Genomic DNA, 21,041 nt, shown 5'->3' on the forward strand with positions numbered 1-21,041 from the left:
GAACTGCTCGTTCGACATGATCTGCAGGCCCGGCCGGGCCAGCTCGGCGCGCATGAGCAGCGCCATCACGCCACCGATCAGGAAGAACGCGAACGCTGTGACCAGGTACAGCGTGCCGATCGTCTTGTGATCGGTGGTGATGAGCCACTGCACGGCTCTGGTGTCTCGGATCCTCTTCACGCCCCGCCTGTGTCCGCGCCCCGCCCGCAGGTCACACTCGGGGGACGCGAGGAACATCACGGGAGGAGGGTGTGACGATCCGGGCGGTGCCGGACACGGACCGGGCATGAGCAACGACGAGATCTTCGCCGCTGCCTATCGCGAGCACTACTGGGCGGTCAGCCGTTATGTCGCCAGGCGGCTTCAGGGGCGGACCGACGAGGTGGAGGAAGTGGTGGCGGAGGTGTTCACGGTCGCCTGGCGACGCCGGGCCGACCTGCCGGCCGCGCCGCTGCCCTGGCTGTACGGGGTGGCCCGGAACTGCCTGGCCAACGCGGTACGCGGCTACGGGCGCCGGCGCCGGCTGGTGGACCGGCTCGGCAACGACGAGGCCGCGCACGGCCGGCACATCGCGACGGGCCCCGACGCGGAGGCGCCGGGCGCCTGGGTGCACGAGGCGTTGGACCGGCTGTCCCCGGCCGACCAGGAGATACTGCGCCTCGCCGCCTGGGAGGAACTCGGCGCCGACGAGATCGCGGTCGCCCTCGGCTGCGGACGCCGCGCGGCGGCCATGCGCCTCCACCGCGCCCGCCGCCGCCTGCGCACGCAGATCGACCGCCTGAGCCCTGCGGCACCGCAGACCGGGCCGCGCCCGAGTCCTGCGGCACCGTCGCCCGAGGCACTGGCCGAGGTGTCCTCCAAGGAACCGTCGCTCGAAGCGCTGCCCACGGTGTCCCCGGGCGGACCGATGCCCGGCGGTGACGCCGGTCCCGGGCGGCGGACCTCCCGTCCCGCGCCCACCACCGACGCAACGCTGCGCAAGGACCCCCGACATGCCTGACGAACTCGAACTCCTCCGGCGCGCCAACCCCGTACCGGACGACGGGCCGCACTTCGGCGACGGGCCCCTGGACCAGCGCGCCGAGTGGCGGCTGGAGCGGCTGCAGGGTCAGCCCCGCGCGCCGCGCCGCGCCCCCCGCGCCCGGCTGCTGTGGGGTCTCGCGGCCACGGGCGTCGTCCTGGCGACCGCCCTCGCCGCGCTGGTCGGCGGGCCGAACACCCAGCCGGCCCTCGCCGCGCCCCGGCCGCTGGCCGTGCGTGCCGACTCCCCGCCCGTCCCGCTGCCGCAGCTGGCCGAACTGGCCGCGACCGCCGCCGCCGACGGCTCGCCGCGCCTGCGCAAGGGCACGCACGTGCAGGCGTGGAGCCTGAGCATGGCCGACGGCGAACCGCCCGTCACCCTGCCCGAGGAGCGGGTCGTGCGCTGGCGCGCGGACCACAGCCACACCGAGCTGGTCGTGGCCACCGACCCGCGCCGCCCGGGCCGCCCGGTCCTCACCGACGAGGGCGGAGACCCCCGCGTGGTGGCCGACGACCACGTCCTCAGCCGGGCCACCTACCCGCCGAGCTGGAGCGACGCCCCGCCCGAGGCGCCACCGCCGCACACCCCGGCCGCCCTGCGCGCCTACCTCGCCGAGACCGTCCGTACCGACTCCCTGCGCACCCCCCGGCTCCTCGACGCCGTCGCGGAGCTGCTGGACCACTGGACCCTGGGCGCCCGCGAGTCGGCGGCGCTGGTCAGGGTCCTCGCGGACGCCAAGGGACTGCGGGCCGTGGGACCGGTGACCGACCGCCTCGGCCGCCCGGGGCAGGCGTACGTGTACGAGGGCGAGGGCAGCCGGCGGATGCTGATCCTCGACCCGCGCACCGGCACCGTCCTCGGCCTGGAGACGACCTTCACCCGCGACGCCCCCGAGTACGGCGTCAAGGCCGGGGACGTCATGGACTACAGCGCCTGGCTGCGGTGACCGCGAGCGGTGCCTGGCGACGCCTGCTGATGCCGCGTGCCGTGCGGCGCTGACCGGTGACGCCTCGCGGTGACCCGCCGCCGTTGGGGGTGCGGGCACGCCTGGTGCTGTGCCGTGTGCCGTGCGGCGCTGCCCGGCGGTGGCCCGCCACCTGTTCGGCAGGGCGTGGCAGTGACCGCCGCCTGGGGTTGTCCGGTGATGCTTGGCAGTGGCCCGTGTGGTGGTGCTGACCGGCGGTTCGGCGGGGGTCGGTAACGCCCGCCGGTGGCCCGCCACCTGTTCGGCGGCGCTTGGCGGTGGCCCTTGACGTGCGGCGCTGAGCGGCGTTGGCGCTGCCCGGCGTTGGCCCGCCACCTGTTCGGCAGGCCGTGGCAGCGACCGCCGCCTGGGGCTGTTCGGCGGGGGTCGGCGACGTCTGGCGGTGGCCCGCCACCTGTTCGGCGGCGCTTGGCGGTGGCCCTTGACGTGCGGCGCTGAGCGGCCCGTTCGGTGGTGCTCGGCCACGCCGGCGGTGCGCCGTGGGGCGTGGGCGCGCCGGCCGGTCGCTCGGTGGTGGCCGGCGGCGCCTCGTGCCACCCGGGTCAGCCCAGCCGCCTGGCGCTGTCGGCGCCGCCTCTCGGTGTTCCCGGCCCCCCGGCCTGGCTCGCGCCGTCCGGTGTCGCTCGGCACCGCCTCCTGGCGGGGAACCGTGCCCCCGGCCCCGCCCTCGCTGTCCGGTGTTGCTCGGCGCCGCCTCCCGGTGGGGAACCGTGCCCCCTCCGGCCCGGCCACGCCGTCCGGTGTTGCTCGGCGCCGCCTCCCGGTGGGGGTCCGTGCCGTCCGGACCGGCTCCGTTGCCCCTACACCCCCAGCTGCCGGGCGGCGGCCGTCACCGTCTGGCTCAGGAGCGTGGCGATCGTCATCGGGCCGACGCCGCCCGGTACCGGGGTGATCAGCGAGGCCCGCTCCACGGCCGAGTCGAAGTCGACGTCGCCGACGTTCCCCGGGTTGTAGCCCGCGTCGACGACGACCGCGCCCGGCTTGACGTCCTGCCCCCGGATCAGCCGCGGCCGGCCGACCGCGGCCACCACGATGTCGGCCTCGCGGACCACGGCCGACAGCTCGCGGGTGCGCGAGTGGCAGTAGGTGACGGTCGCGTCCCGGGCGAGCAGCAGCATGCCCACCGGCCTGCCGAGGATCGCGCTGCGGCCGACCACCACGGCCCGCTTCCCGGCCGGGTCGACCCCGTACTCGTCGAGCAGCCGCAGGATGCCGCCCGGCGTGGCGGAGACGAACCCCGGCAGCCCGAAGCTCATCGCGGCGAACGACGCGAAGGTGACACCGTCGACGTCCTTCTCGGGCGCGATCGCCTCGAACGCGGCCCGCTCGTCGATGTGATCGCCCACCGGGTGCTGGAGCAGGATGCCGTGCACCCCCGGATCGGCCGACAACTCCCGCAGGGTCGCGACGAGTTCACCGGTCGTGGTGGCCGCGGGCAGGGCGACGTGGCGGGACTCGATGCCGGCCTTGCGGCTGCGGTTCTGCTTCATCCGGACGTACGTCACGGACGCCGGGTCCTCGCCGACCAGCACGGTCGCCAGACACGGCGCGGTACCGGTGCGTTCGGTGAGGGCGGCGGCCTTCTCCGCGGTGTCCTCGACGATGCGGCGGGCGGGCGCGGTGCCGTCCATCAGACGGGCCTGGGTCATGCTGCACACTCCTGGGCTGGATCGGCTCTCCTCGCCCAGGCGCGCGGCAACCAGCGCGGACCGCTCCCCGGTGGTGCTCCACCTCAGCGCCAGTCACGGCCCGCGTACAGCGTAACCGAGGGTGCGTGGGGGCTCCCGACCCCGCTCGGCCTCCTTCCGCTCCCGCCGTACCCGGCCGGGACTACTCGTCCCAGGCCTGGATGATCAGCTGATCCGAGATCTTGCCGTCCCGCAGGGTGACCATCGACTCGGCGAGGACCCGGGTGCCGTCCCCGTACTCGCAGGACTCGCAGTACGCCGCGTGGTCGCCCTGGACGACGCACCGGTCCAGCCTGTGCGTCATGTCGCGGCTGTAGACGTCGTCCAGCAGTTCGGCGATCTGGCTCCGGCCGTGCAGGACCGTGGGGTGACTGGGCTGGTTGTTGCGGTCGACGATGCGGATCTCCGCGTCGTCCGCGTAGAGCGACAGAAGGTTGTTGCCGGTGTTGCCCTCGATGGCCCGGCGCAGTGTGTCGGTGTCGAAGGCGGACCCCGCCGCGGTACCCATGGTGACCTCCTTCAGGTGCCCGTGTGGTCCAGGCGCCCGTGCGGTCCGGCCAGGAGCGGGCCGCACGGGCCCACCTCCGAGACTCCTCCGCCCCGGCGGCCCCGGCAAGCCCGGCCGCGCGCTCCACCTCCCGGGTGAGCGTGGCCCGCCGCCCGTGTCCGCCCGGGGCCCGTCGCCGTTGCTGATGGCATGATCTCAACACGACGTATCGCCGCCGCCGTCGGTCTGGCCGCCGGGATCGCCGGCCTCGCCGTACCCCAGGCGACCGCGGCCGGCGCCGGCGCACCGCTCGTCGGGAAGCTCGGCGCGCTGAGCGCGCTCGACTCGCTCGCGGTCAGTGACCTCCCGGCGGAGCAGCGGGCCCAGGTGCCGCGGGTCAGCGAACAGGTGCAGGAGCTGAAGCACCTCCGGGAGCTCAACCAGCTCAACCAGGTGGAGCAGGTCCTCGCGCCCGCCGCGCCGCTGCTCGGTCTGGCCGGCGCCGTCCACTGATCCCGCCCGCCGGTACGAGGGCCGTCCCGCCGGGGCGGCCCTGACCGCTGTCCGGGCCCGCCGGTCGACGCGCCCGCGGGAGGTGGGAAAGATCCACCCGCCTCCTCGTGGCCCGTCCCGCCACCGACCGGTCGCGCGTAGTGTCGGCGGCGAAGGCAAACGAAGGAAGGAACCAGACCATGGCGCAGGAAGTCCGCGGCGTGATCGCACCGGGCAAGGACGAGGCCGTACGGATCGAGACGATCGTGGTGCCGGACCCGGGGCCCGGCGAGGCCGTCGTACGCGTCCAGGCCTGCGGGGTCTGCCATACCGATCTGCACTACAAGCAGGGTGGCATCTCGGACGACTTCCCCTTCCTGCTCGGCCACGAGGCCGCCGGAGTCGTGGAGTCGGTCGGCGAGGGCGTCACCGACGTCGCCCCCGGCGACTTCGTGATCCTCAACTGGCGCGCGGTGTGCGGGCAGTGCCGGGCCTGTCTGCGCGGTCGGCCCTGGTACTGCTTCAACACCCACAACGCGCGGCAGAAGATGACCCTCGCCGCCACCGGCCAGGAACTGTCCCCGGCGCTCGGGATCGGCGCCTTCGCCGAGAAGACGCTCGTCGCGGCCGGCCAGTGCACCAAGGTCGACCCGGCCGTCTCCCCGGCGGTCGCGGGCCTCCTCGGCTGCGGGGTGATGGCCGGTATCGGCGCGGCGATCAACACCGGGAACGTCGGCCGGGGCGACTCGGTCGCCGTCATCGGCTGCGGCGGTGTCGGCGGCGCGGCGATCGCCGGGTCGAACCTGGCCGGAGCGGCGAAGATCATCGCGGTGGACATCGACGACCGCAAGCTGGAGAAGGCCCGCACGCTGGGCGCCACCCACACCGTCAACTCCAAGGAGAGCGACCCGGTCGAGGCGATCCGCGAGCTGACCGGAGGCTTCGGCGCCGACGTCGTCATCGAGGCCGTCGGCCGCCCGGAGACGTACAAGCAGGCCTTCTACGGCCGTGACCTGGCCGGCACCGTCGTCCTCGTCGGCGTCCCCACTCCCGAGATGAAGCTCGAACTGCCGCTGCTGGACGTCTTCGGCCGCGGTGGTGCCCTGAAGTCCTCCTGGTACGGCGACTGCCTGCCCAGCCGGGACTTCCCCATGCTGATCGACCTCCACCTCCAGGGTCGCCTGCCGCTCGACGCGTTCGTCACCGAGACGATCCAACTGGACCAGGTGGAGCAGGCGTTCGAGCGGATGCACCACGGTGACGTGCTGCGTTCGGTGGTGGTGCTGTGATGACCGCGCGCATCGAACGCCTCGTCACCTCCGGCCAGTTCACCCTGGACGGCGGCACCTGGGACGTGGAGAACAACGTCTGGATCGTCGGCGACGACCGCGAGGTGATCGTCATCGACGCCGCCCACGACGCCCAGGCCATCGCCGGCGCAGTCGGCGACCGGCGCCTGACCGCCATCGTGTGCACGCACGCCCACAACGACCACGTCAACGCGGCACCGGAACTCGCCGACCTCACCGGCGCCACGATCTGGCTGCACCCCGACGACCTGGCCCTGTGGAAGCAGACCCACCCGCACCGGGACCCCGACCGGCACCTCGTCGACGGCCAGGTCATCGAGGCCGCCGGCGCCGACCTCACCGTCCTGCACACCCCGGGGCACGCCCCCGGTGCCGTCTGCCTGTACGACCCGGGCCTCGGCACCGTGTTCACGGGCGACACCCTCTTCAAGGGCGGCCCCGGAGCGACCGGGCGCTCCTACTCGCACTTCCCGACCATCATCGACTCCCTGCGCGACCGCCTCCTCACGCTCCCGCCGGAGACCAAGGTCCTCACCGGGCACGGGGACGGCACCACCATCGGCGACGAGGCCCCCCACCTGGAGGAGTGGATCACCCGCGGCCACTGAGCCCGGCCGCCGGCACGTCGCAGGGCTCGGCGTAAAAGCCGACAGAAGATGTCCGGCTTCCCGGCGACAGTGGGCGGCGACAGCAGTCGCACCGCAGTCGTACCGCACGGGAGGCCGGACATGTCAGGACCGCTGGAAGGCAGGGTGGCGCTGGTCGCCGGGGCGACCCGGGGCGCCGGGCGCGGCATCGCCGTGGAACTCGGCGCGGCCGGCGCCACCGTCTACGTCACCGGCCGCACCACCCGCGCCCGCCGCTCGGAGTACGACCGGCCCGAGACCGTCGAGGACACCGCCGACCTCGTCACCGCGGCCGGCGGGCAGGGCATCGCCGTGGCCACCGACCACCTCGACAAGACCGCCGTGCGCGGCCTGGTGGACCGCGTCGCGGCCGAGCGGGGCCGCCTCGACGTCCTCGTCAACGACATCTGGGGCGGTGAGAACCTCTTCGAGTGGGACACCCCCGTGTGGGAGCACGACCTCGGCAACGGGCTCCGCCTGCTCCGCCTCGCGGTCGAGACCCACGCCGTGACCAGCCACTACGCCCTGCCGCTGCTGCTGCGGCACCCCGGCGGCCTGGTCGTGGAGGTCACCGACGGCACCGCCGAGTACAACCGCGGCACCTACCGGGTGAACTTCTTCTACGACCTCGCCAAGACCTCCGTCCTGCGCATGGCCTTCGCCCTCGGCCACGAACTCGGCCCGCGCGGTGCCACCGCCGTCGCCCTCACCCCGGGCTGGATGCGCTCCGAGATCATGCTCGACGCGTACGGCGTCCGCGAGGAGAACTGGCGGGACGCCCTGGCGCGCGAACCCCACTTCGCCATCTCCGAGACCCCCCGCTTCACCGGCCGGGCCGTCGCCGCCCTGGCCGCCGATCCGGACGTGGCCCGGTTCAACGGCCGGTCGCTGTCCAGCGGCGGCCTCGCCCGGGTGTACGGCTTCACCGACCTCGACGGCAGCCGGCCGGACGCCTGGCGGTACCTGGCCGAGGTGCAGGACGCGGGCAAGCCGGCGGACGTCACCGGCTACCGGTGAAACCGGGCGCCGGACCGGTGAAAGCGCGCCCGGGTGGCCGTACCGTCGGCCCATGACTGATCCGACTCGCTTCGCAGGACACGGAGTTCTCGTCACGGGCGGCGCCCGCGGCATCGGCGCGGCCGTCGCCCGGCGGCTCGCCGAGGAGGGCGGCCGGGTGCTCGTCACCGACCGGGACCTGCCCGAGGCGGAGAGGACCGCCTCCGCGCTGCGCCGCCAGGGCCTCGCCGCCGAGGCGTTCGCCTGTGACGTGGCCGACCGCGCCGCCGTCGAGGCGGCCGTCTCCCGCGCCGTCACCGCGTTCGGCTCGCTCGACGTGCTGGTCAACAGCGCCGCCCACTGCACCGCGGACACAGCCCTGTTCGAGGACGACCCCGAGGAGGTCTGGGCGCGCGACCTCGACATCACCCTCACCGGCGCCTACCGCTGCTGCCGTGCCGCCCTGCCGCACCTCGCCGCCTCCGGACGCGGCGCGATCGTCAGCATCGGCTCCGTCAACGGCGCGCAGGACTTCGGCAACCACGGCTACAGCGCCGCCAAGGCCGGCCTCGGCTCGCTCACCCGTACCCTCGCCGGGCACGCGGCGCCCCGGGGCGTGCGGGTCAACCTGGTCGTGCCGGGCACGGTCCGCACCTCGGCGTGGGAAGGGCGCGAGGACGAACTCGACGCGGTCCGCCCCCTGTACCCGCTCGGCCGGGTCGGCGAGCCGGAGGACGTCGCCGCCGCCGTCGCCTTCCTCGCCTCGCGCGACGCCGCCTGGATCACCGGGACCTCCCTCGTCGTCGACGGCGGTCTCACCGCCGTCAACACCGGCTTCCGCGCGGCCGTCCGGCACACCTCCTGACCGTCAGCGCCAGGCCCACTCGTTCGGATCATGCCGGGCTCGCGGGCCCTGGTCCGGCCTGATCCCGACGGAAGACCCTAGGCCGCGGCCAGCACGGCGAGCACCCGGTCCGTGTCGGCCTCGGTGGTGCGCCAGTTGCTGAACGCGGCGCGCAGCCCGGGCACCCCGCCGTACACCGTCGGCGTCACGTACGCCTCCCCGGACTCGGCGACCGCCCGGGCCAGCGCCGCCACCCGTTTTGCCGACGGGTCCGTGGCGAGGGTGAAGCACACGACGTTGAGCCGGACCGGAGCCAGCAGGGTGAGACCCGGCAGCGCGTCGACGCCCGCGCCGAGCCGGCGGGCCAGCGCCACGTTCCGCTCCACGACCTCCCGGTGTCCGTCCCGCCCGTACGCCACCAGCGAGAACCAGGCCGGCAGTGCGCGCAGCCGGCGCGAGTTCTCCGGGGTCAGATGCAGGAAGTCGGGGTCGGTGCCGGGCAGGCCGAGGTACGGCGAGGCGTTGTGGAACACCGCCACCTGCAGATCGCGTCGCCGGGTGAACTGCAGGGCCGCGTCATAGGGGACGTTCAGCCACTTGTGCAGGTCCACGCAGACCGAGTCGGCCGCGTCGAGACCGTCGACCAGCGCGGCGTGTTCCGGGGAGAGCGCGGCGAAGGCACCGAACGCCGCGTCCACGTGCAGCCAGAAGTCGTACCGTTCCTTCAGCGCCGCGATGGCCCGCAGATCGTCGAAGTCGACGGTGTTCACGGTGCCCGCGTTCGCGACGACCAGCACCGGCCGGCCGCCGGCCCCGGCCAGCGCCGTCTCCAGCGCGGCCACGTCGACGGCCTCCCGGTCGCCGGGCAGCAGCGGCACCCGCCGCAGCCGGTCCCGGCCCAGGCCCAGCACCGACATCGCCTTCCCGATGCTGGAATGCGGGCTGCCGGAGAGCACGTCGAGCGGCCCCAGCGCGGCGGCGCCCGACCGGGAGACGTCCACGCCCAGCCGCTCGCCGGCCCACTCCCTGCCGATCGCGAGACCGACCGCGTTCGACATGGTCGCGCCCGTCACGAACGCCCCGCTGTGCGCCTCGCCGAGCCCGAACAGCTCGCGCAGCCACGCCACCGTCTCCCGTTCCAGCTCCTGCGCCCAGGAGCCGCCCGCCCCGGACAGGTTCTGGTCGAGGGCGGAGGTCAGCCAGTCACCGGCGACCGCCGCGGGTGTGGCGCCGCCGGTGACGAAGCCGAGGTAGCGCGGACCGGCGGAACCGGAGAAACCGGGCGCCCAGCGCTCGGCGAACCGGGCGAGGGCCCCGTCACCGCCCACGCCTGAGGCCGGGAGCGGCTCCCGCCCGGGTGCCGGCCCGGGCGCGGCGACCGGCCGCCCGGCGAGCCCCGCCGCCTCCCGGACGGCGAGATCACGGGCGGCCTGGAGCAGTTCGGGGAGCCGGGCGAGGTCGTCGGCGAGAACAGGGTCCATGCGTCGCAGCGTAGGGGTCACCGCGCACCGGCCGGGGCGCCGTACGACCGGAAGTTCACCGTTTCGTCACAGCCTGACCGGAACCACAACCATCCCCGGCCGGGCCGGGTCTAGTAGTCCGACATCGCGGGAATCGCGCTGGAGAGCACCGGGGGAGGCCCGGGCGAACGGGACGGGCGAAGGGGAAGGGGAGAGGCCGTCATGGGGGTCATACACAGACGAGGCGCGGTCGCGCTGGGCGTCACGGGACTGGTGGCGCCGCTGGCGCTCGCGTTCACCGCGACGCCGGCCCAGGCCGCGAGCTGCACCACGCGGACGGGGCCGTACCAGAAGCAGGTGGAGAAGTTCCTGGGCCGGCCGGTCGACGGCAAGCAGTCCGCCACCGACTGCAAGGCCATCCAGGCCTTCCAGAACAAGCACGGCATCACGCCGAACATCGGCTACGCCGGTCCCGTCACCTGGGGCGTGATGGACCTGATGAACAAGCAGAAGGCCGTCGGGAACAAGCCGAACAAGGACGGCAAGTGCCCGGTGAACAAGGGCCGCATCGCCTGCGTGAACCTCACGCTCCAGCTCAGCTGGATCCAGGACGGCAACCGGCTCGTCTACGGCCCGGTGCCGGTGCGCACCGGGCGTGACGGCTACGAGACCCGCACCGGCCTGAAGAAGATCTACTGGCGGGACATCGACCACGTCTCCACCATCTACAACGTGCCGATGCCGTACAGCCAGTTCTTCGACGGCGGCCAGGCCTTCCACTCGGTGGGTCTGAGCATGTGGAACCCGCCCGGTTCGCACGGCTGCGTCAACATGACCACCACGACCGCCAAGAAGTACTGGTCACTGCTGAAGAACGGTGACGACGTCTTCGTCTACGGCCGCAAGCCCGGCACCTGAGCCAGCCGGGACCGGTCACGCCTCCGGCGCGTCCCCGAAGTCGGGGATCTCCAGCCGGACACCGCCCTGCCGTGCCGATTCGTGCGCGATGACGCCCGGCAGGGTGTAGCGGGCGGCCACCCACGCGTTCACCGGCGGCAGCGTGCGCGTGGTGACCGCGGTGACGAAGTCGTCCACCAGGAAGTGGTGGCTGCCCTCGTGCCCGTTGTGCAGCCGGTCGAACACCCGGGGCAGCCGTGAGCGGTCGTGCACCGGCGCCGAGCCGGAGGTGAAGGCCGCGCGCAGCTCCGGCGCGATGTGCGCCAGCGACGGGTCGTCGGGGGCCAGGGTCGGCTTCGGCTCCAGCAGCTCGCTGATGTCCTCGACCCCCTTCTTGTCCTGCCACAGCGCCACCGTCGCCAGTTGTTCCATGCTGGCCTCCGTCCCGAAGAACCGGAACCGGGACTCGCGGATGTGCGAGGGGTAGCCGACCCGCCGGAACTCGTTCGTACGGAACGATCCGCCGCCCGCCACCTCGAACAGCGCGGTCGCGTTGGACACGTCGTTGTCGAACTGGCTGACCGAACGGTCGAAGACGCCGTCGCCGCGCTCGTCGCGCACCCCGATCGCGGACACGCTCACCGCGTGCGTCTGCCAGGCCCCGAGCACCCCGCCCACCGAGTGCGTCGGGTACAGCAGCGGGGGATAGCTGGCGGTCGCCTTCCAGTTCTCGCCGCCGCTGTACCGGTAGGCCTCGTAGAACCCGAGGTCCATGTCGTGGACGTAGTCGCCCTCGGCGTAGAACAGCCGCCCGAAGGCACCCGCCGCGATCTGGTTGCGGGCGTGCACGGTCGCCGGGTGGTAGTGGCTGGTCTCGCCCATCATGTACGTCAGCCCGGTGGTCCGGACCGCGTCGATGATCGCGGCCATCTCCTCCACGGTGATCGCCATGGGGACGGCCGAGTAGACGTGCTTGCCCGCGGCCAGTCCCTGGAGGACCAGCGGTCCGTGGGTCCAGCGCTGGGTGAAGACCGCCACCGCGTCGACCGCCGGCGACTCCAGCATCGCCTCGTACGACGGGAACGTGCCCGCGAGCCCCTGTGCGGCGACGAGCCGCTCGGCCCGCTCGGGCAGCAGGTCGGTGACGTAGACGTCACCGACACCGGGATGGGCGTGGAAGAGGGTGGCGAACTGCCCGGAGAACTGTCCGGCGCCGACGATGCCGAGGGAGAAGGTCATGTGGTTACTTTCGCCACGGAATAATTTGACCGTCAAGGGCTACGCCGGAACTGGGCGCTCTCCGCTCGGCCGCCAGTGTCCCCCGCGTATGCTGGCCCTGTTACTTCCGTACCGGAAGAAAAGAGAGAGGTTCGCTGCCATGACCAGCTGGCTGCCGCTGAGCCCCGCGGAGCGTTCCGTGGCCATCGAGGTGCTCGTGCACGGCCCGCTGTCCCGCACCGAGCTGGCCCGCAGACTGCGCCTCTCCCAGGGCAGCCTCACCCGGCTCACGAAACCGCTCATCGAGTCCGGGCTGCTGGTGGAGGCCGCCGAGGCGGGCGGGGCGGGCGAGAACCGTCAGGGCCGGCCGTCGCGGCCCCTCGACATCGTCGCCGGGTCCCGCTCCTTCCTCGGGTTCAAGATCACCGCCGACCGGGTCTACGGCGTCGTCACCAGCCTGCGCAGCGAGGTGACCGGCCGGCTGGACCGGCCGCTGACCACGCACGACCCGGACGTCGTCGCCGCGCTGCTGGCGCAGATGGCCACCGAACTGGCCGGACGCCACCCCGCACCCGCGGGCATCGGCATCGGCGTCGGCGGACGGGTGCGCGAGCGTGCGGTGGTCGGCGAGTCGGCCTTCCTGGGCTGGCGGGACGTGCCGCTCGGCACGCTCGTGCGGGAGCGCACCGGGCTGCCGGTCGTCGTGGAGAACGACGTCGCCGCCCTGGTGGAGGCCGAGACCTGGTTCGGCGCGGGCCGGGGACTCGACCGCTTCGCCGTGCTGACCATCGGCGCCGGCATCGGCTACGGGCTGGTGCTCGGCGGCAGCCGGGTGCCGTACGACGAGGAGGACCGCGGCTTCGGCCGGTACTGGATCATCGACCCGTACGGCCCGCTCACCCCCGAGGGCGCCCGCGGCAGCGCCACGTCGTTGCTCAGCATCCCCAGCATCCGCTACCAGGTGCGCGCCGCCACCGGCCGGGACGTCGGCTACGAGGAGATCCTCGCCGGTGCCGCCGCCGGCGACCCCATGTCCTCCCGGGTCGTCGACGAGGCCGCCCGGGCCCTCGGCACCCTGGTCGCGCAGATCGCCAACTTCGCGATGCCGCAGAAGATCCTGCTCGCCGGAGAGGGCGTCGGCCTGATGGACGTGGCGGGGAACACGGTCCGCGACACCATCCGCTCCCACCGGCACCCGCTGGCCGCCCCGGTCGACCTGGAGACGAAGGTGTCCGACTTCCACGACTGGGCGCGCGGCGCCGCCGTGCTGGCCATCCAGGTGCTGGTGCTGGGCCGGACCGGGGACTGAGCCGGAATGAGCCGGGGGTGGGCCGGAGAGCGGCACGGCGAGGGGCGCGGACAGTGAATTCCCGCTTCCGATTGACACATTGACGTGATGAGTAACACGGTCCGAAATGTCCGTATCGCTCGCACTTACTCACAGCGCCTTCACCTCGATCGGCATATGCTTCACAGCATGTCCACCACTGTTGAAGCCGTCTCCGAGCGATCGGCCGCGGAGGTCAACGAGGAGATCCGGGCCCTGTGGCGCCGGTCGGGCGGGACACTGACCACCGAGCAGCGCGCGGAGTACCAGCGGCTCGTGATGGAGTGGGCCGCCGCGGCCCCGCGACCGCACCGGGCCGCCTGAGCCACACCGCGCCGAACCGTCCCGGGCACCCGTGAACACACGGATGCCCTTCTCGTCTTTCCCCGGCCCCCGTCAGCCCCACGTCGCCGAGTAGTACCGCTGATACGCCTTGCGGTCCTGCTCGGCCCGGATGTACCGGGTCGCCACCAGTGCGATCAGACTGCCCGCGATGACCAGCAGCCCCGGCCCGACGTTCCGGGTGTCCGTCAGCCGCGCCAGCAGAGTGCTGCCCTGCGACGCGCCCGTGACCGGTGCCGAGGAGCCCGGCGAGGCCGCGTTCGGCGCCATCGCGCCCTGGGCCGCCGAGGCCGCCGGCGCGGGGGAGGCGCCGCCCGGGGCGCCGCCCGCGTTCTGCGCCGACACGATCAGCCGGACCCCGAGCGCCGTCAGCGCCTTGGTCACCGGCTGGAAGAACGTCGTCCCGCCCGCCGTGCAGTCGCCGCTCCCGCCCGAGGTGACGCCGAGCGCGATGCCCTCGGAGAACAACGGGCCGCCGCTGTCGCCCGGTTCGGCGCACACGGTGGTCTCGACGAGCCCGGTGACCGTGCCCTCCGGGTAGTTGACGGTCGCGTTCAGCGCCGTGACCTGGCCGTCGCGCAGACCGCTGGTGCTGCCGCTGCGGAACACCCGCTGCCCCACCGCCGGATCGGCGACCCCCGTGATCCGCACCCCCTTGCCACCGCCGATCGCGACGACGTCGGCGCCCGCACCGGCCTTGCCGCCGGCGTACTGCACGAGCGAGAAGTCACTGCCCGGGAAGGAGCTGTTCACCGTCCGGCCGAGCTGCTGGTTCCCCTGGTTGTCGGCGAACCAGGTGGACCCGGCGGGCCCGCAGTGGCCGGCGGTCAGGATGAAGTCCGACTGCCCGTCGGTGACATTGAACCCGGCCGAGCAGCGGCCGCCCGTCGACAGGATCGGCTGCGCGCCGTTCAGCCGTGTGGTGAAGGTGCCCTTCGTACGCTCCATGTGCACGAAGCCGCCGATCCCCGTGGCGACCCGGGTCAGCCGCGACCAGTCCCCGGCGGACACCGTGCGGTCCGCCCGCACCACGACCCGGTTGGTCCGGTAGTCCACCGCCCACGCCGTGCCCGGCACGCGCGGAGCCGAACGCAGCGTCGCCGTCGCCGACTTCAGCTCGTTCATGCTGTGCGACACCACCTTCGGCTCCGCCCCGGCCCGCCGCACCTCCCGCGCCGCGGCCTGGTCGGTCACCGCCACGACCGTACGCCCGTCGGCGCCGATCCAGTCGCCCGCCGTACGGGCCGTGCCGAGCCGTGCCACCAGCGCGGCACCGGTGCCGTCCGTGGCGGCGAGCGGTCTGGCGGCGGCGGGCGGTGTCTCGCTCGCCATGGCCGCCTGGGCGACCATCGCGCCCCCCAGGAGGAGTCCGCCGACCGCCGCCAGCCGTGTCACTCGCCGGACGACCCGTCGTCGTGCGTGCCGCATGCGTGGCTCCCGAAGCCGAACCCGAACGCGCGCTGCCCCTACCGGCACCGCGAGGCCCCCGGATCGTCGAGGGCCCGCTCCTCCATACGGGGGCCGGAGCCACGGCGTTCACCGGCGCCGGTGAACTCCCGTGCGCGGTCAGTTCTTGCGCGCCACCCCGCCGAACATGGCGACCTCCTCCGGCTCGGCCCCGTCGCCGTCCTCCGGGCGCCACCGCGAGCAGGACACCACTCCCGGCTCCAGCAACTCCAGGCCGTCGAAGAACCGCGCCACGTCCTCGGGAGTGCGCTGCTTCAGCTTCGGGGTGCCGTGCTCGTTCCAGAACTTCACCGCCTCGTCCACGTCCGGCATCGACGGGCTGGTCACGGTGTGCGACAGCACCAGGTGGCTGCCCGCCGGCAGTCGGTCCGTCAACTGCCGTACCAGGCCGTACGGGTCCTCGTCGTCGCCGATGAAGATGACCACCCCGAGCAGCATCAGCGCCACCGGCTGAGTGAGGTCCAGCGTCTTCGCCGCGTGTTCGAGGATCGCGTCGACGTTGCGCAGGTCCTCGTCCAGGTAGTCGGTACGGCCTTCCGGCGTGCTGGTCAGCAGGGCGCGCGCGTGCGCGAGGACGAGCGGGTCGTTGTCGACGTACACGATCCGGGACTCCGGCGCGATGCGCTGCGCCACCTCGTGCGTGTTGTCGGCGGTGGGCAGCCCGGTGCCGATGTCCAGGAACTGCCGGATGCCCACCTCACCGACCAGATGGCGCACCGCGCGGCCCAGGAACAGCCGGTCGGCGCGCGCGTACTCCCCGATGCCCGGGTGCAGCCGGCGGATCTGGTCGCCCGCCGCGCGGTCGACCTCGTAGTTGTCCTTGCCACCGAGCCAGTAGTTCCAGATCCGGGCGGTGTGCGGCTGGCCGGTGTTGATGCGGGAGCGCAGCGACGCGGCCACGTCGTTGGTGGCTGCCGGGTTGTCGGTCACGTGGGTCAGCTCCTGGGTGCCTGAAGAGATGCCTGAGGGGGTGTCCGGCGAAGACGCCTGACGGGGACTGCACCGTGCAAGACGCAATCTAGACGCCCGAGTTGATCTCCGCCGCCCGGCCCGGGGTTTCTCCGCCCGGAGCGAGCCGGGCCCAGCTGCGCGCGTCGCCCCACACCGACTCCGCCGCCACGTACGGCCGCAGGCACGCGGTCAGCTCGGGGTCACCCGCGCCGGCCAGCTCGTCGGAGGCGATCCGGCGGGCGATCCCGGCCAGGAAGTCGGCGATCTGCACCCGGGCGTCGTCCCGGGAGTCGACCAGCCGCAGCCCGTGCAGGGCGATCCCGTCCCGCCGGGCGGACTGCACGATGCGGGCGGTCCGGCCCGGCGTCAGCGCGTTCTGCCGGTCGTGCACGAGCAGGACCGGCCGGCCGTCGGCGCTCCAGTGCGCGGCCGTATGCCGCAGCGCGGGGAACAGCGGATTGAGCACCGGGAAGAGGGCCGGTGCCACCCGCATCCGCGCCCGGTAGGCGTCCGCCCGCTGCCGCTGCGCGGCGAGCCGGCGCAGCACCCCGGCGGCCTCCGACCCGGGAGCGGCCCGGAGGAGCGCGTCGACGGCCCCGAAGAAGGCGTCACCCGGCGCGAGGGCCGCCTGACCGGCCGTGGCGGACCCTTCCCCGGCCGTGCGGGGTGCTCGTCCGGCCGCGGGAGAGCTCTCCCTGGCCGTGCGCGGTGCTCGTCCGGCCGTGGGAGAGCTTTCCCTGGCCGTGTTGGATGCCTGGCCGGACGTAGGGGCGTAGTTCCCGGCGGTGCGGGGTGCCCGGCCGGTCGTGCGGGAGCCTTCCCTCCCCCCGTCGGGTGTGTGGCCGCTCGGGTGGGCACCCTTCCCGGCCGTGTGGGGTGCTCGGCCGGTCGTGGGGGCGGCTTCCCTGGTCGTGCCGGGTGCTGGGCCGCCCGCGGGGGTGTCCCTTCCGGCCGTGTGGGGTGCTCCGCCGGTTCCGGGGGCGCTTTCCCTGACCCCGTCGGGTACTTCGCCCCCGGTGACGGACGACCCCTCCCCGGCCGCGCAGGGCGCCTCTCCGGGCGCGGGGGCCCCGCCCCCGCCCGTGTCCCGCGGAGCGTTCGCGCGGACCCGGAGCAGCGCGTTCGCGGTCACGAGGAACGTCCGCCAGGCGTCGGCCCCGAAGACCTCCGGCCCCTGCCGGTAGAGGGGGACGGCGTCCGCCGGGTCGCCGAGCAGCAGGCCGGCGACCCGGTCCACCACGAGGAACGCCTTCTCCGTCAGATGCACGTGGGCCCGCCCGTGGATCGGACCGCCGGGGGACAGCAGCCACACCAGCACCCCCCGGTGCTTCTCGCGCAGCAGATGGTTCGCCTTGTACTCCTCGGCGGGCGAACGGATCCGGTGCCGGATCTCGCGCACGCACTCCGCCGCGACGTCCACCGGCAGGGCCACGCTCGCGTGCGCGAACACGTCCGTGTTCCCGCCGAGCAGGTTCTCCCCGTCCGACCCCGACTCGTCGCAGGCCACCTCCCGGACGCGTCCCTCCGACGCGTCCCACCGCTCCCACGTCCCGCCGACTCCGTCTCCCGCCACGTCACAGCCCTTCGTCCCGACCGAGCCTCACGACCAGCATCCCGCACGCACCGCCCGGCCGAGGGGCCGGAACGTGTCACCGGGCTTCGCCGGGCAGGGGCCGGCCTCCTACACTGCGGGCATGGACGACACGCGGCTCGACCGGCTCGGGTCCGGCAAGTACCTGCTGGTGACCAGCTACCGGAAGAACGGCACGCCCGTCGCGACCCCGGTCTGGGTGGTACGGGACGGCGGCACGCTCGGGGCGTGGACGGCGGCCGGCAGCGGGAAGGTCAAGCGGATCCGGCGCCGCCCGGACGTCCTCGTCGGCCCGTGCGACGTGCGCGGCAACCCGACCGGCGACCAGGTGCCGGCCACCGCCGAGATCGCCGACCCGGCCACCACCGCCCGCTACCGGGCCCTGATCGCCCGCAAGTACGGCCTCCTCGGCCGACTCACCCTGCTGGGCAGCCGGCTCCGGCGCGGCCTGGACGGCACCGTCGGCCTCCGGGTGACCCTCGGGGACTGAGGGCCACCCGGGACCGGCGTCCTACGACGCGTCCAGCACCGAACCGGACAGTTCGAGGCCCCCGGTCCCCGGCCCCCCGGTGCGCGGGTCGACCTGCCGGAACAGCACCGACTCCGGGGACTCCCGCACCCGGTCCGTCACCGTGGGCAGGGTGATCTCCGCGCTGGTCCGCCCCGCCGGGATGTCCGCCCACAGGTAGAACCCGCTCACCTTGGACAGTGGACGCTCCGGGTCGGGCTTCTCCCCGGTGGTGTCCCGCAGCCAGCTCGCCGGGACGTCCTTCGTGGACAGTTCCGGCGCGGTGGCCGGCGCGACCTCGAACAGCGCGCCCATGTCGACGTCCACCGCCTCCGACAGCGACACCCGCCACTTCAGCGTCCGCCCCTCGGTCACCTCGCCGGCGACGGGCGTCACGGTCATCGTGGGCGCCGGATCGTCGTCGTGGACGGTGACACCGCCCCGGTAGGAGCCGACGACCGCCCCCCGGACCGCCTTGACCAGCACGTCGTACGACACATCGGCGCCGTACCGGGTGTTGCCCTTCACCTCGAAGGCCACGTCGATGTCCTGGCCGCCCGGACGCACCGTCACCAGCCGGTCCTGCGCCTTGCCGGTGGCCGGGTCGATCACGTACACGCGGACCTGACCGCTGCCGCCGCGGCCGGTCACCCGGGCCGGGACCCGGTAGGTGCGCACGCCCGAGTCGCCCTCGTCCACGGTCGTCCGGCCGATGTCCACGCGCGGCAGCGCGTCCGTGCGCACCGCGGGCGTTCCCGGCCGCCAGCCCCACGCGTCCATGAGCCAGGCCCGCCCGGACCCCGAACGCGGCGTCAGCTCCATGGACTTGACCGAGCGGAGGTCGAGCCCGGCGCGGCCGGCCGCTGTCAGCGGCACCCGGATCTCCTGCGCCCAGTAGGAGGCGGTCCGTTCGCTGCCGGGCAGCCCGGCGGGTGTGATCCGGCCGAGCTTCGCCTTCTTGCCGGAGGCGTCGGTCAGCGTCACGTCCAGCCGTGCGGCCCGGGAGCCGGGCGGTACGAACAGCCGCAGCGCCAGCGCCTTCGCGCCGGACAGCGACACCGGCTTCGCGACGGTCACCCGGGCCGGGGTGCCGGCGCGTGTCCAGCGCACCGCGATCGCGCTGCGGCCGGTCTCCCGGTCCGTCTCCCACCGCGCGAAGTGCGGGGAGGCACCCTTGGCGCCCGTGCCCAGGCAGGTCCTGGCGGGGCTCGGGTCCACCGCGGCGCACAGCCTGCCGCCGGTCACCGACACCCCCGCGTCCGGCAGGAACCCGCCGCTCCGGCGGGCGCCCACCGCGTGGCTGAGGACCCGGGCCGGGTCCGCCGACGGCGCCCGTCTCCCGGAGCCGTCGAGCAGCGGCCGTACCCGGTCGTCCCCGGCGAGGAACAGCCGCGCGGCGGCGGCGATGTAGGTCGAGCCGGCCCGGTGCTGCCGGTCGGCGGTCAGCCGGGTCGCGGCCCGCTTGCCGCACACCGGGTCGGGGTGCTGCGGGTCGTCGGAGAAGTCGTCCTCGGCGGGCGCCGCGGACTGGCCGGGTGTCCACTGGGAGTTGAAGAAGTTGTGGTTGGCGCCGATCACGTACACCGCGCTGTGCAGGGCGGTGCCGTTGCCGACCGCGCGCGTGCCGTCGACGTACAGCTCGCCCTGGAGGTCGGAGACGTCACCGTCACAGCCCGGCAGGATCGTCACCGAGGGCACGTCCGGCACCGGGTTCTGCCCGAAGACCGTCGGGCCGATGAGGACGGTGCCCCGGATGTGCCAGTGCACCGGCCCGTGATAGCCGTCCTGGTCGGCGGGCGGCGGCGTGAGGCTGTCCAGCGCGGCACGGTTGACGCCCTCGCCGCCGCGCGAGTGCCCGACCAGCAGTACCCGCGACAGATCCGCGCGGGGCGCCTCGCGGACCGCCTTCGGCGCCGACTCCGGGTGCCGGGCCCAGTCGGCCCAGCGGGCCAGGTGCAGCCGGACCAGCGACGACCGTGCCTGCGCGCCGCCGTCCTCCGCCGCGAAGTCCTGCCCGTTGACGCCGTTGGCGGAGACGGACACCGTCAGGTAGCCCTGGGAGGCGAGCAGTTTCTGGTCCCGCAGGTAACCGCGGTGGCTGGGCACCGGCTTGGTGCCGGCCTTGCAGGGCCAGTCGGCGGTGATGTCCGGCCCCTTGTAGCAGGTGTAGTGACGGCCGTGCAGGAACAGCGCGAGGGGGCGCCCACCGGACGTGCCGACGGGCGCGACGACCACGGCACGCATCTCCACGGGCGCGGAAAACCCCGGCAGGCGCACCGACTTCAGGCTGTACTCGCCCGTCCTGGTGCGGTACGGACCCGGCTTGCCCGGGTCCACGCCGTTCGCGGGCAGCGCCGCCGGCAACCGCGCCGCCGAGGTCGCACCGGCCGCGGCCCGCGTGTCCAAGCGCCGCCCGCCGGACCAGACTTCCAGCCCGCGCAGGCCCGTCGTCCGTCTCCCGTCGAGCGGCAGCCGGAAGGTGTGCCCGTCCGCCGCCGGCCGTGGCACCCCCAACAGGCGTCCGCCCGCCCGGAACTCCACCCGGGCGTCCCCCATGGGCACCGTCCGGGCCGACCGCCACACCAGCTGCGGCGCCGGGCCCTCGCCGGTCAGCCGCCACCCGGGCGGCAGCGGCGTGCCGTCCGGCTCCTCCGACACGCCTCGTAACGCGGACGGCCGGGAGTGGGCGACCGCCACTCCCGGGGACGCCCCCGCCACCGCGAGCAGCGCGGCGGCGGTCACCCCTATGCGCAGGGCACGGACCACTGATCCTCCTCCAACACCGACCTCGGGCGTCCCGGTGTCACCGCACGCCCCTCGCCCGGGGAGGA

General features: G+C 74.0%; 17 protein-coding genes, 4 pseudogenes and 1 riboswitch. Of the genes and pseudogenes, 11 read left to right on the forward strand and 10 right to left on the reverse strand.

Annotated features, from left to right (window positions below):
• A pseudogene (locus AB0946_RS30220) lies at window positions 1-180 on the reverse strand (cytochrome ubiquinol oxidase subunit I); the annotation flags it as partial.
• Between the two features lie 106 nt (window positions 181-286).
• Here AB0946_RS30220 and AB0946_RS30225 point away from each other — a divergent pair.
• Together AB0946_RS30225 and AB0946_RS30230 are read left to right on the forward strand one after the other, a co-directional pair.
• Window positions 287-784 (forward strand): annotated as a pseudogene (locus tag AB0946_RS30225) (sigma-70 family RNA polymerase sigma factor); the annotation flags it as partial.
• Between the two features lie 208 nt (window positions 785-992).
• Entirely contained in the window at window positions 993-1,967 is a 975-nt protein-coding gene (locus AB0946_RS30230; protein ID WP_366763836.1) for a CU044_5270 family protein, read from the forward strand.
• An 839-nt stretch (window positions 1,968-2,806) separates the two neighbouring features.
• Here the strand turns inward: AB0946_RS30230 and AB0946_RS30235 are convergent.
• Together AB0946_RS30235 and AB0946_RS30240 are read right to left on the reverse strand one after the other, a co-directional pair.
• Window positions 2,807-3,655, reverse strand: coding sequence for a bifunctional 5,10-methylenetetrahydrofolate dehydrogenase/5,10-methenyltetrahydrofolate cyclohydrolase (locus AB0946_RS30235; protein ID WP_366763837.1), 849 nt, complete (start codon window positions 3,653-3,655; stop codon window positions 2,807-2,809).
• Window positions 3,656-3,681: 26 nt separating this feature from the next.
• Window positions 3,682-3,762, reverse strand: a riboswitch (ZMP/ZTP riboswitch).
• 74 nt (window positions 3,763-3,836) lie between these two features.
• The gene (locus AB0946_RS30240; protein ID WP_366763838.1) at window positions 3,837-4,202 is read right to left on the reverse strand and encodes a nuclear transport factor 2 family protein; all 366 of its coding nucleotides are present in this window, start codon (window positions 4,200-4,202) and stop codon (window positions 3,837-3,839) included.
• Between the two features lie 189 nt (window positions 4,203-4,391).
• On the opposite strand from AB0946_RS30240, the gene AB0946_RS30245 reads away from it, so the two are divergent.
• From AB0946_RS30245 to AB0946_RS30265, 5 genes are all read left to right on the forward strand, one after another.
• Complete coding sequence (locus tag AB0946_RS30245; protein ID WP_366763839.1) at window positions 4,392-4,694, forward strand: hypothetical protein; 303 nt, start codon at window positions 4,392-4,394, stop codon at window positions 4,692-4,694.
• 179 nt (window positions 4,695-4,873) lie between these two features.
• The gene (locus AB0946_RS30250) at window positions 4,874-5,962 is read left to right on the forward strand and encodes an S-(hydroxymethyl)mycothiol dehydrogenase (protein ID WP_366763840.1); all 1,089 of its coding nucleotides are present in this window, start codon (window positions 4,874-4,876) and stop codon (window positions 5,960-5,962) included.
• Window positions 5,962-6,591: an MBL fold metallo-hydrolase gene (locus tag AB0946_RS30255; protein WP_366763841.1), complete on the forward strand. Its 630-nt coding sequence runs from the start codon at window positions 5,962-5,964 to the stop codon at window positions 6,589-6,591. The genes AB0946_RS30250 and AB0946_RS30255 overlap by 1 nt, the downstream gene beginning before the upstream one ends.
• Before the next feature lie 120 nt (window positions 6,592-6,711).
• Window positions 6,712-7,626, forward strand: coding sequence for an SDR family oxidoreductase (locus AB0946_RS30260; RefSeq protein ID WP_366763842.1), 915 nt, complete (start codon window positions 6,712-6,714; stop codon window positions 7,624-7,626).
• A 52-nt stretch (window positions 7,627-7,678) separates the two neighbouring features.
• On the forward strand, window positions 7,679-8,470 hold the full coding sequence (locus AB0946_RS30265) for an SDR family NAD(P)-dependent oxidoreductase (protein ID WP_366763843.1): 792 nt from the start codon (window positions 7,679-7,681) through the stop codon (window positions 8,468-8,470).
• A 77-nt stretch (window positions 8,471-8,547) separates the two neighbouring features.
• On the opposite strand, the gene AB0946_RS30270 is transcribed toward AB0946_RS30265, so the two are convergent.
• Complete coding sequence (locus tag AB0946_RS30270; protein ID WP_366763844.1) at window positions 8,548-9,930, reverse strand: aminotransferase class I/II-fold pyridoxal phosphate-dependent enzyme; 1,383 nt, start codon at window positions 9,928-9,930, stop codon at window positions 8,548-8,550.
• A gap of 201 nt (window positions 9,931-10,131) precedes the next feature.
• Between AB0946_RS30270 and AB0946_RS30275 the strand changes: the two genes are divergently transcribed.
• The gene (locus AB0946_RS30275) at window positions 10,132-10,827 is read left to right on the forward strand and encodes a L,D-transpeptidase (RefSeq protein WP_366763845.1); all 696 of its coding nucleotides are present in this window, start codon (window positions 10,132-10,134) and stop codon (window positions 10,825-10,827) included.
• A 15-nt stretch (window positions 10,828-10,842) separates the two neighbouring features.
• Here the strand turns inward: AB0946_RS30275 and AB0946_RS30280 are convergent, their stop codons facing one another.
• Window positions 10,843-12,045 carry a Gfo/Idh/MocA family oxidoreductase gene (locus tag AB0946_RS30280; RefSeq protein WP_366763846.1) on the reverse strand — a complete coding sequence of 401 codons (1,203 nt, stop codon included), beginning with the start codon at window positions 12,043-12,045 and terminating at the stop codon, window positions 10,843-10,845.
• Between the two features lie 139 nt (window positions 12,046-12,184).
• Here AB0946_RS30280 and AB0946_RS30285 point away from each other — a divergent pair, with 139 nt between their 5' ends.
• Together AB0946_RS30285 and AB0946_RS30290 are read left to right on the forward strand one after the other, a co-directional pair.
• Window positions 12,185-13,333, forward strand: coding sequence for an ROK family transcriptional regulator (locus AB0946_RS30285; protein WP_366763847.1), 1,149 nt, complete (start codon window positions 12,185-12,187; stop codon window positions 13,331-13,333).
• 156 nt (window positions 13,334-13,489) lie between these two features.
• Complete coding sequence (locus AB0946_RS30290) at window positions 13,490-13,675, forward strand: hypothetical protein (protein ID WP_171150422.1); 186 nt, start codon at window positions 13,490-13,492, stop codon at window positions 13,673-13,675.
• A gap of 72 nt (window positions 13,676-13,747) precedes the next feature.
• Here the strand turns inward: AB0946_RS30290 and AB0946_RS30295 are convergent, their stop codons facing one another.
• The 4 genes and pseudogenes from AB0946_RS30295 to AB0946_RS30310 form a co-directional block, all read right to left on the reverse strand.
• Window positions 13,748-15,121: a S1 family peptidase gene (locus tag AB0946_RS30295; RefSeq protein WP_366763848.1), complete on the reverse strand. Its 1,374-nt coding sequence runs from the start codon at window positions 15,119-15,121 to the stop codon at window positions 13,748-13,750.
• A gap of 138 nt (window positions 15,122-15,259) precedes the next feature.
• A complete protein-coding gene (locus AB0946_RS30300) occupies window positions 15,260-16,090 on the reverse strand; it encodes an SAM-dependent methyltransferase (protein ID WP_366763849.1) in 831 nt (276 codons plus the stop codon).
• An 88-nt stretch (window positions 16,091-16,178) separates the two neighbouring features.
• Window positions 16,179-16,715: pseudogene (locus AB0946_RS30305) on the reverse strand (hypothetical protein); the annotation flags it as partial.
• A gap of 498 nt (window positions 16,716-17,213) precedes the next feature.
• A pseudogene (locus AB0946_RS30310) lies at window positions 17,214-17,618 on the reverse strand (hypothetical protein); the annotation flags it as partial.
• 187 nt (window positions 17,619-17,805) lie between these two features.
• On the opposite strand from AB0946_RS30310, the gene AB0946_RS30315 reads away from it, so the two are divergent.
• Entirely contained in the window at window positions 17,806-18,192 is a 387-nt protein-coding gene (locus AB0946_RS30315; protein WP_366763850.1) for a PPOX class F420-dependent oxidoreductase, read from the forward strand.
• Between the two features lie 21 nt (window positions 18,193-18,213).
• On the opposite strand, the gene AB0946_RS30320 is transcribed toward AB0946_RS30315, so the two are convergent.
• Entirely contained in the window at window positions 18,214-20,976 is a 2,763-nt protein-coding gene (locus tag AB0946_RS30320) for a hypothetical protein (RefSeq protein WP_366763851.1), read from the reverse strand.
• Window positions 20,977-21,041: the final 65 nt, after the last annotated feature.

Origin of the sequence: Streptomyces sp. NPDC046870, assembly GCF_040704595.1 — a bacterium.
Classification (GTDB): Bacteria; Actinomycetota; Actinomycetes; order Streptomycetales; family Streptomycetaceae; genus Streptomyces; species Streptomyces argyrophylli.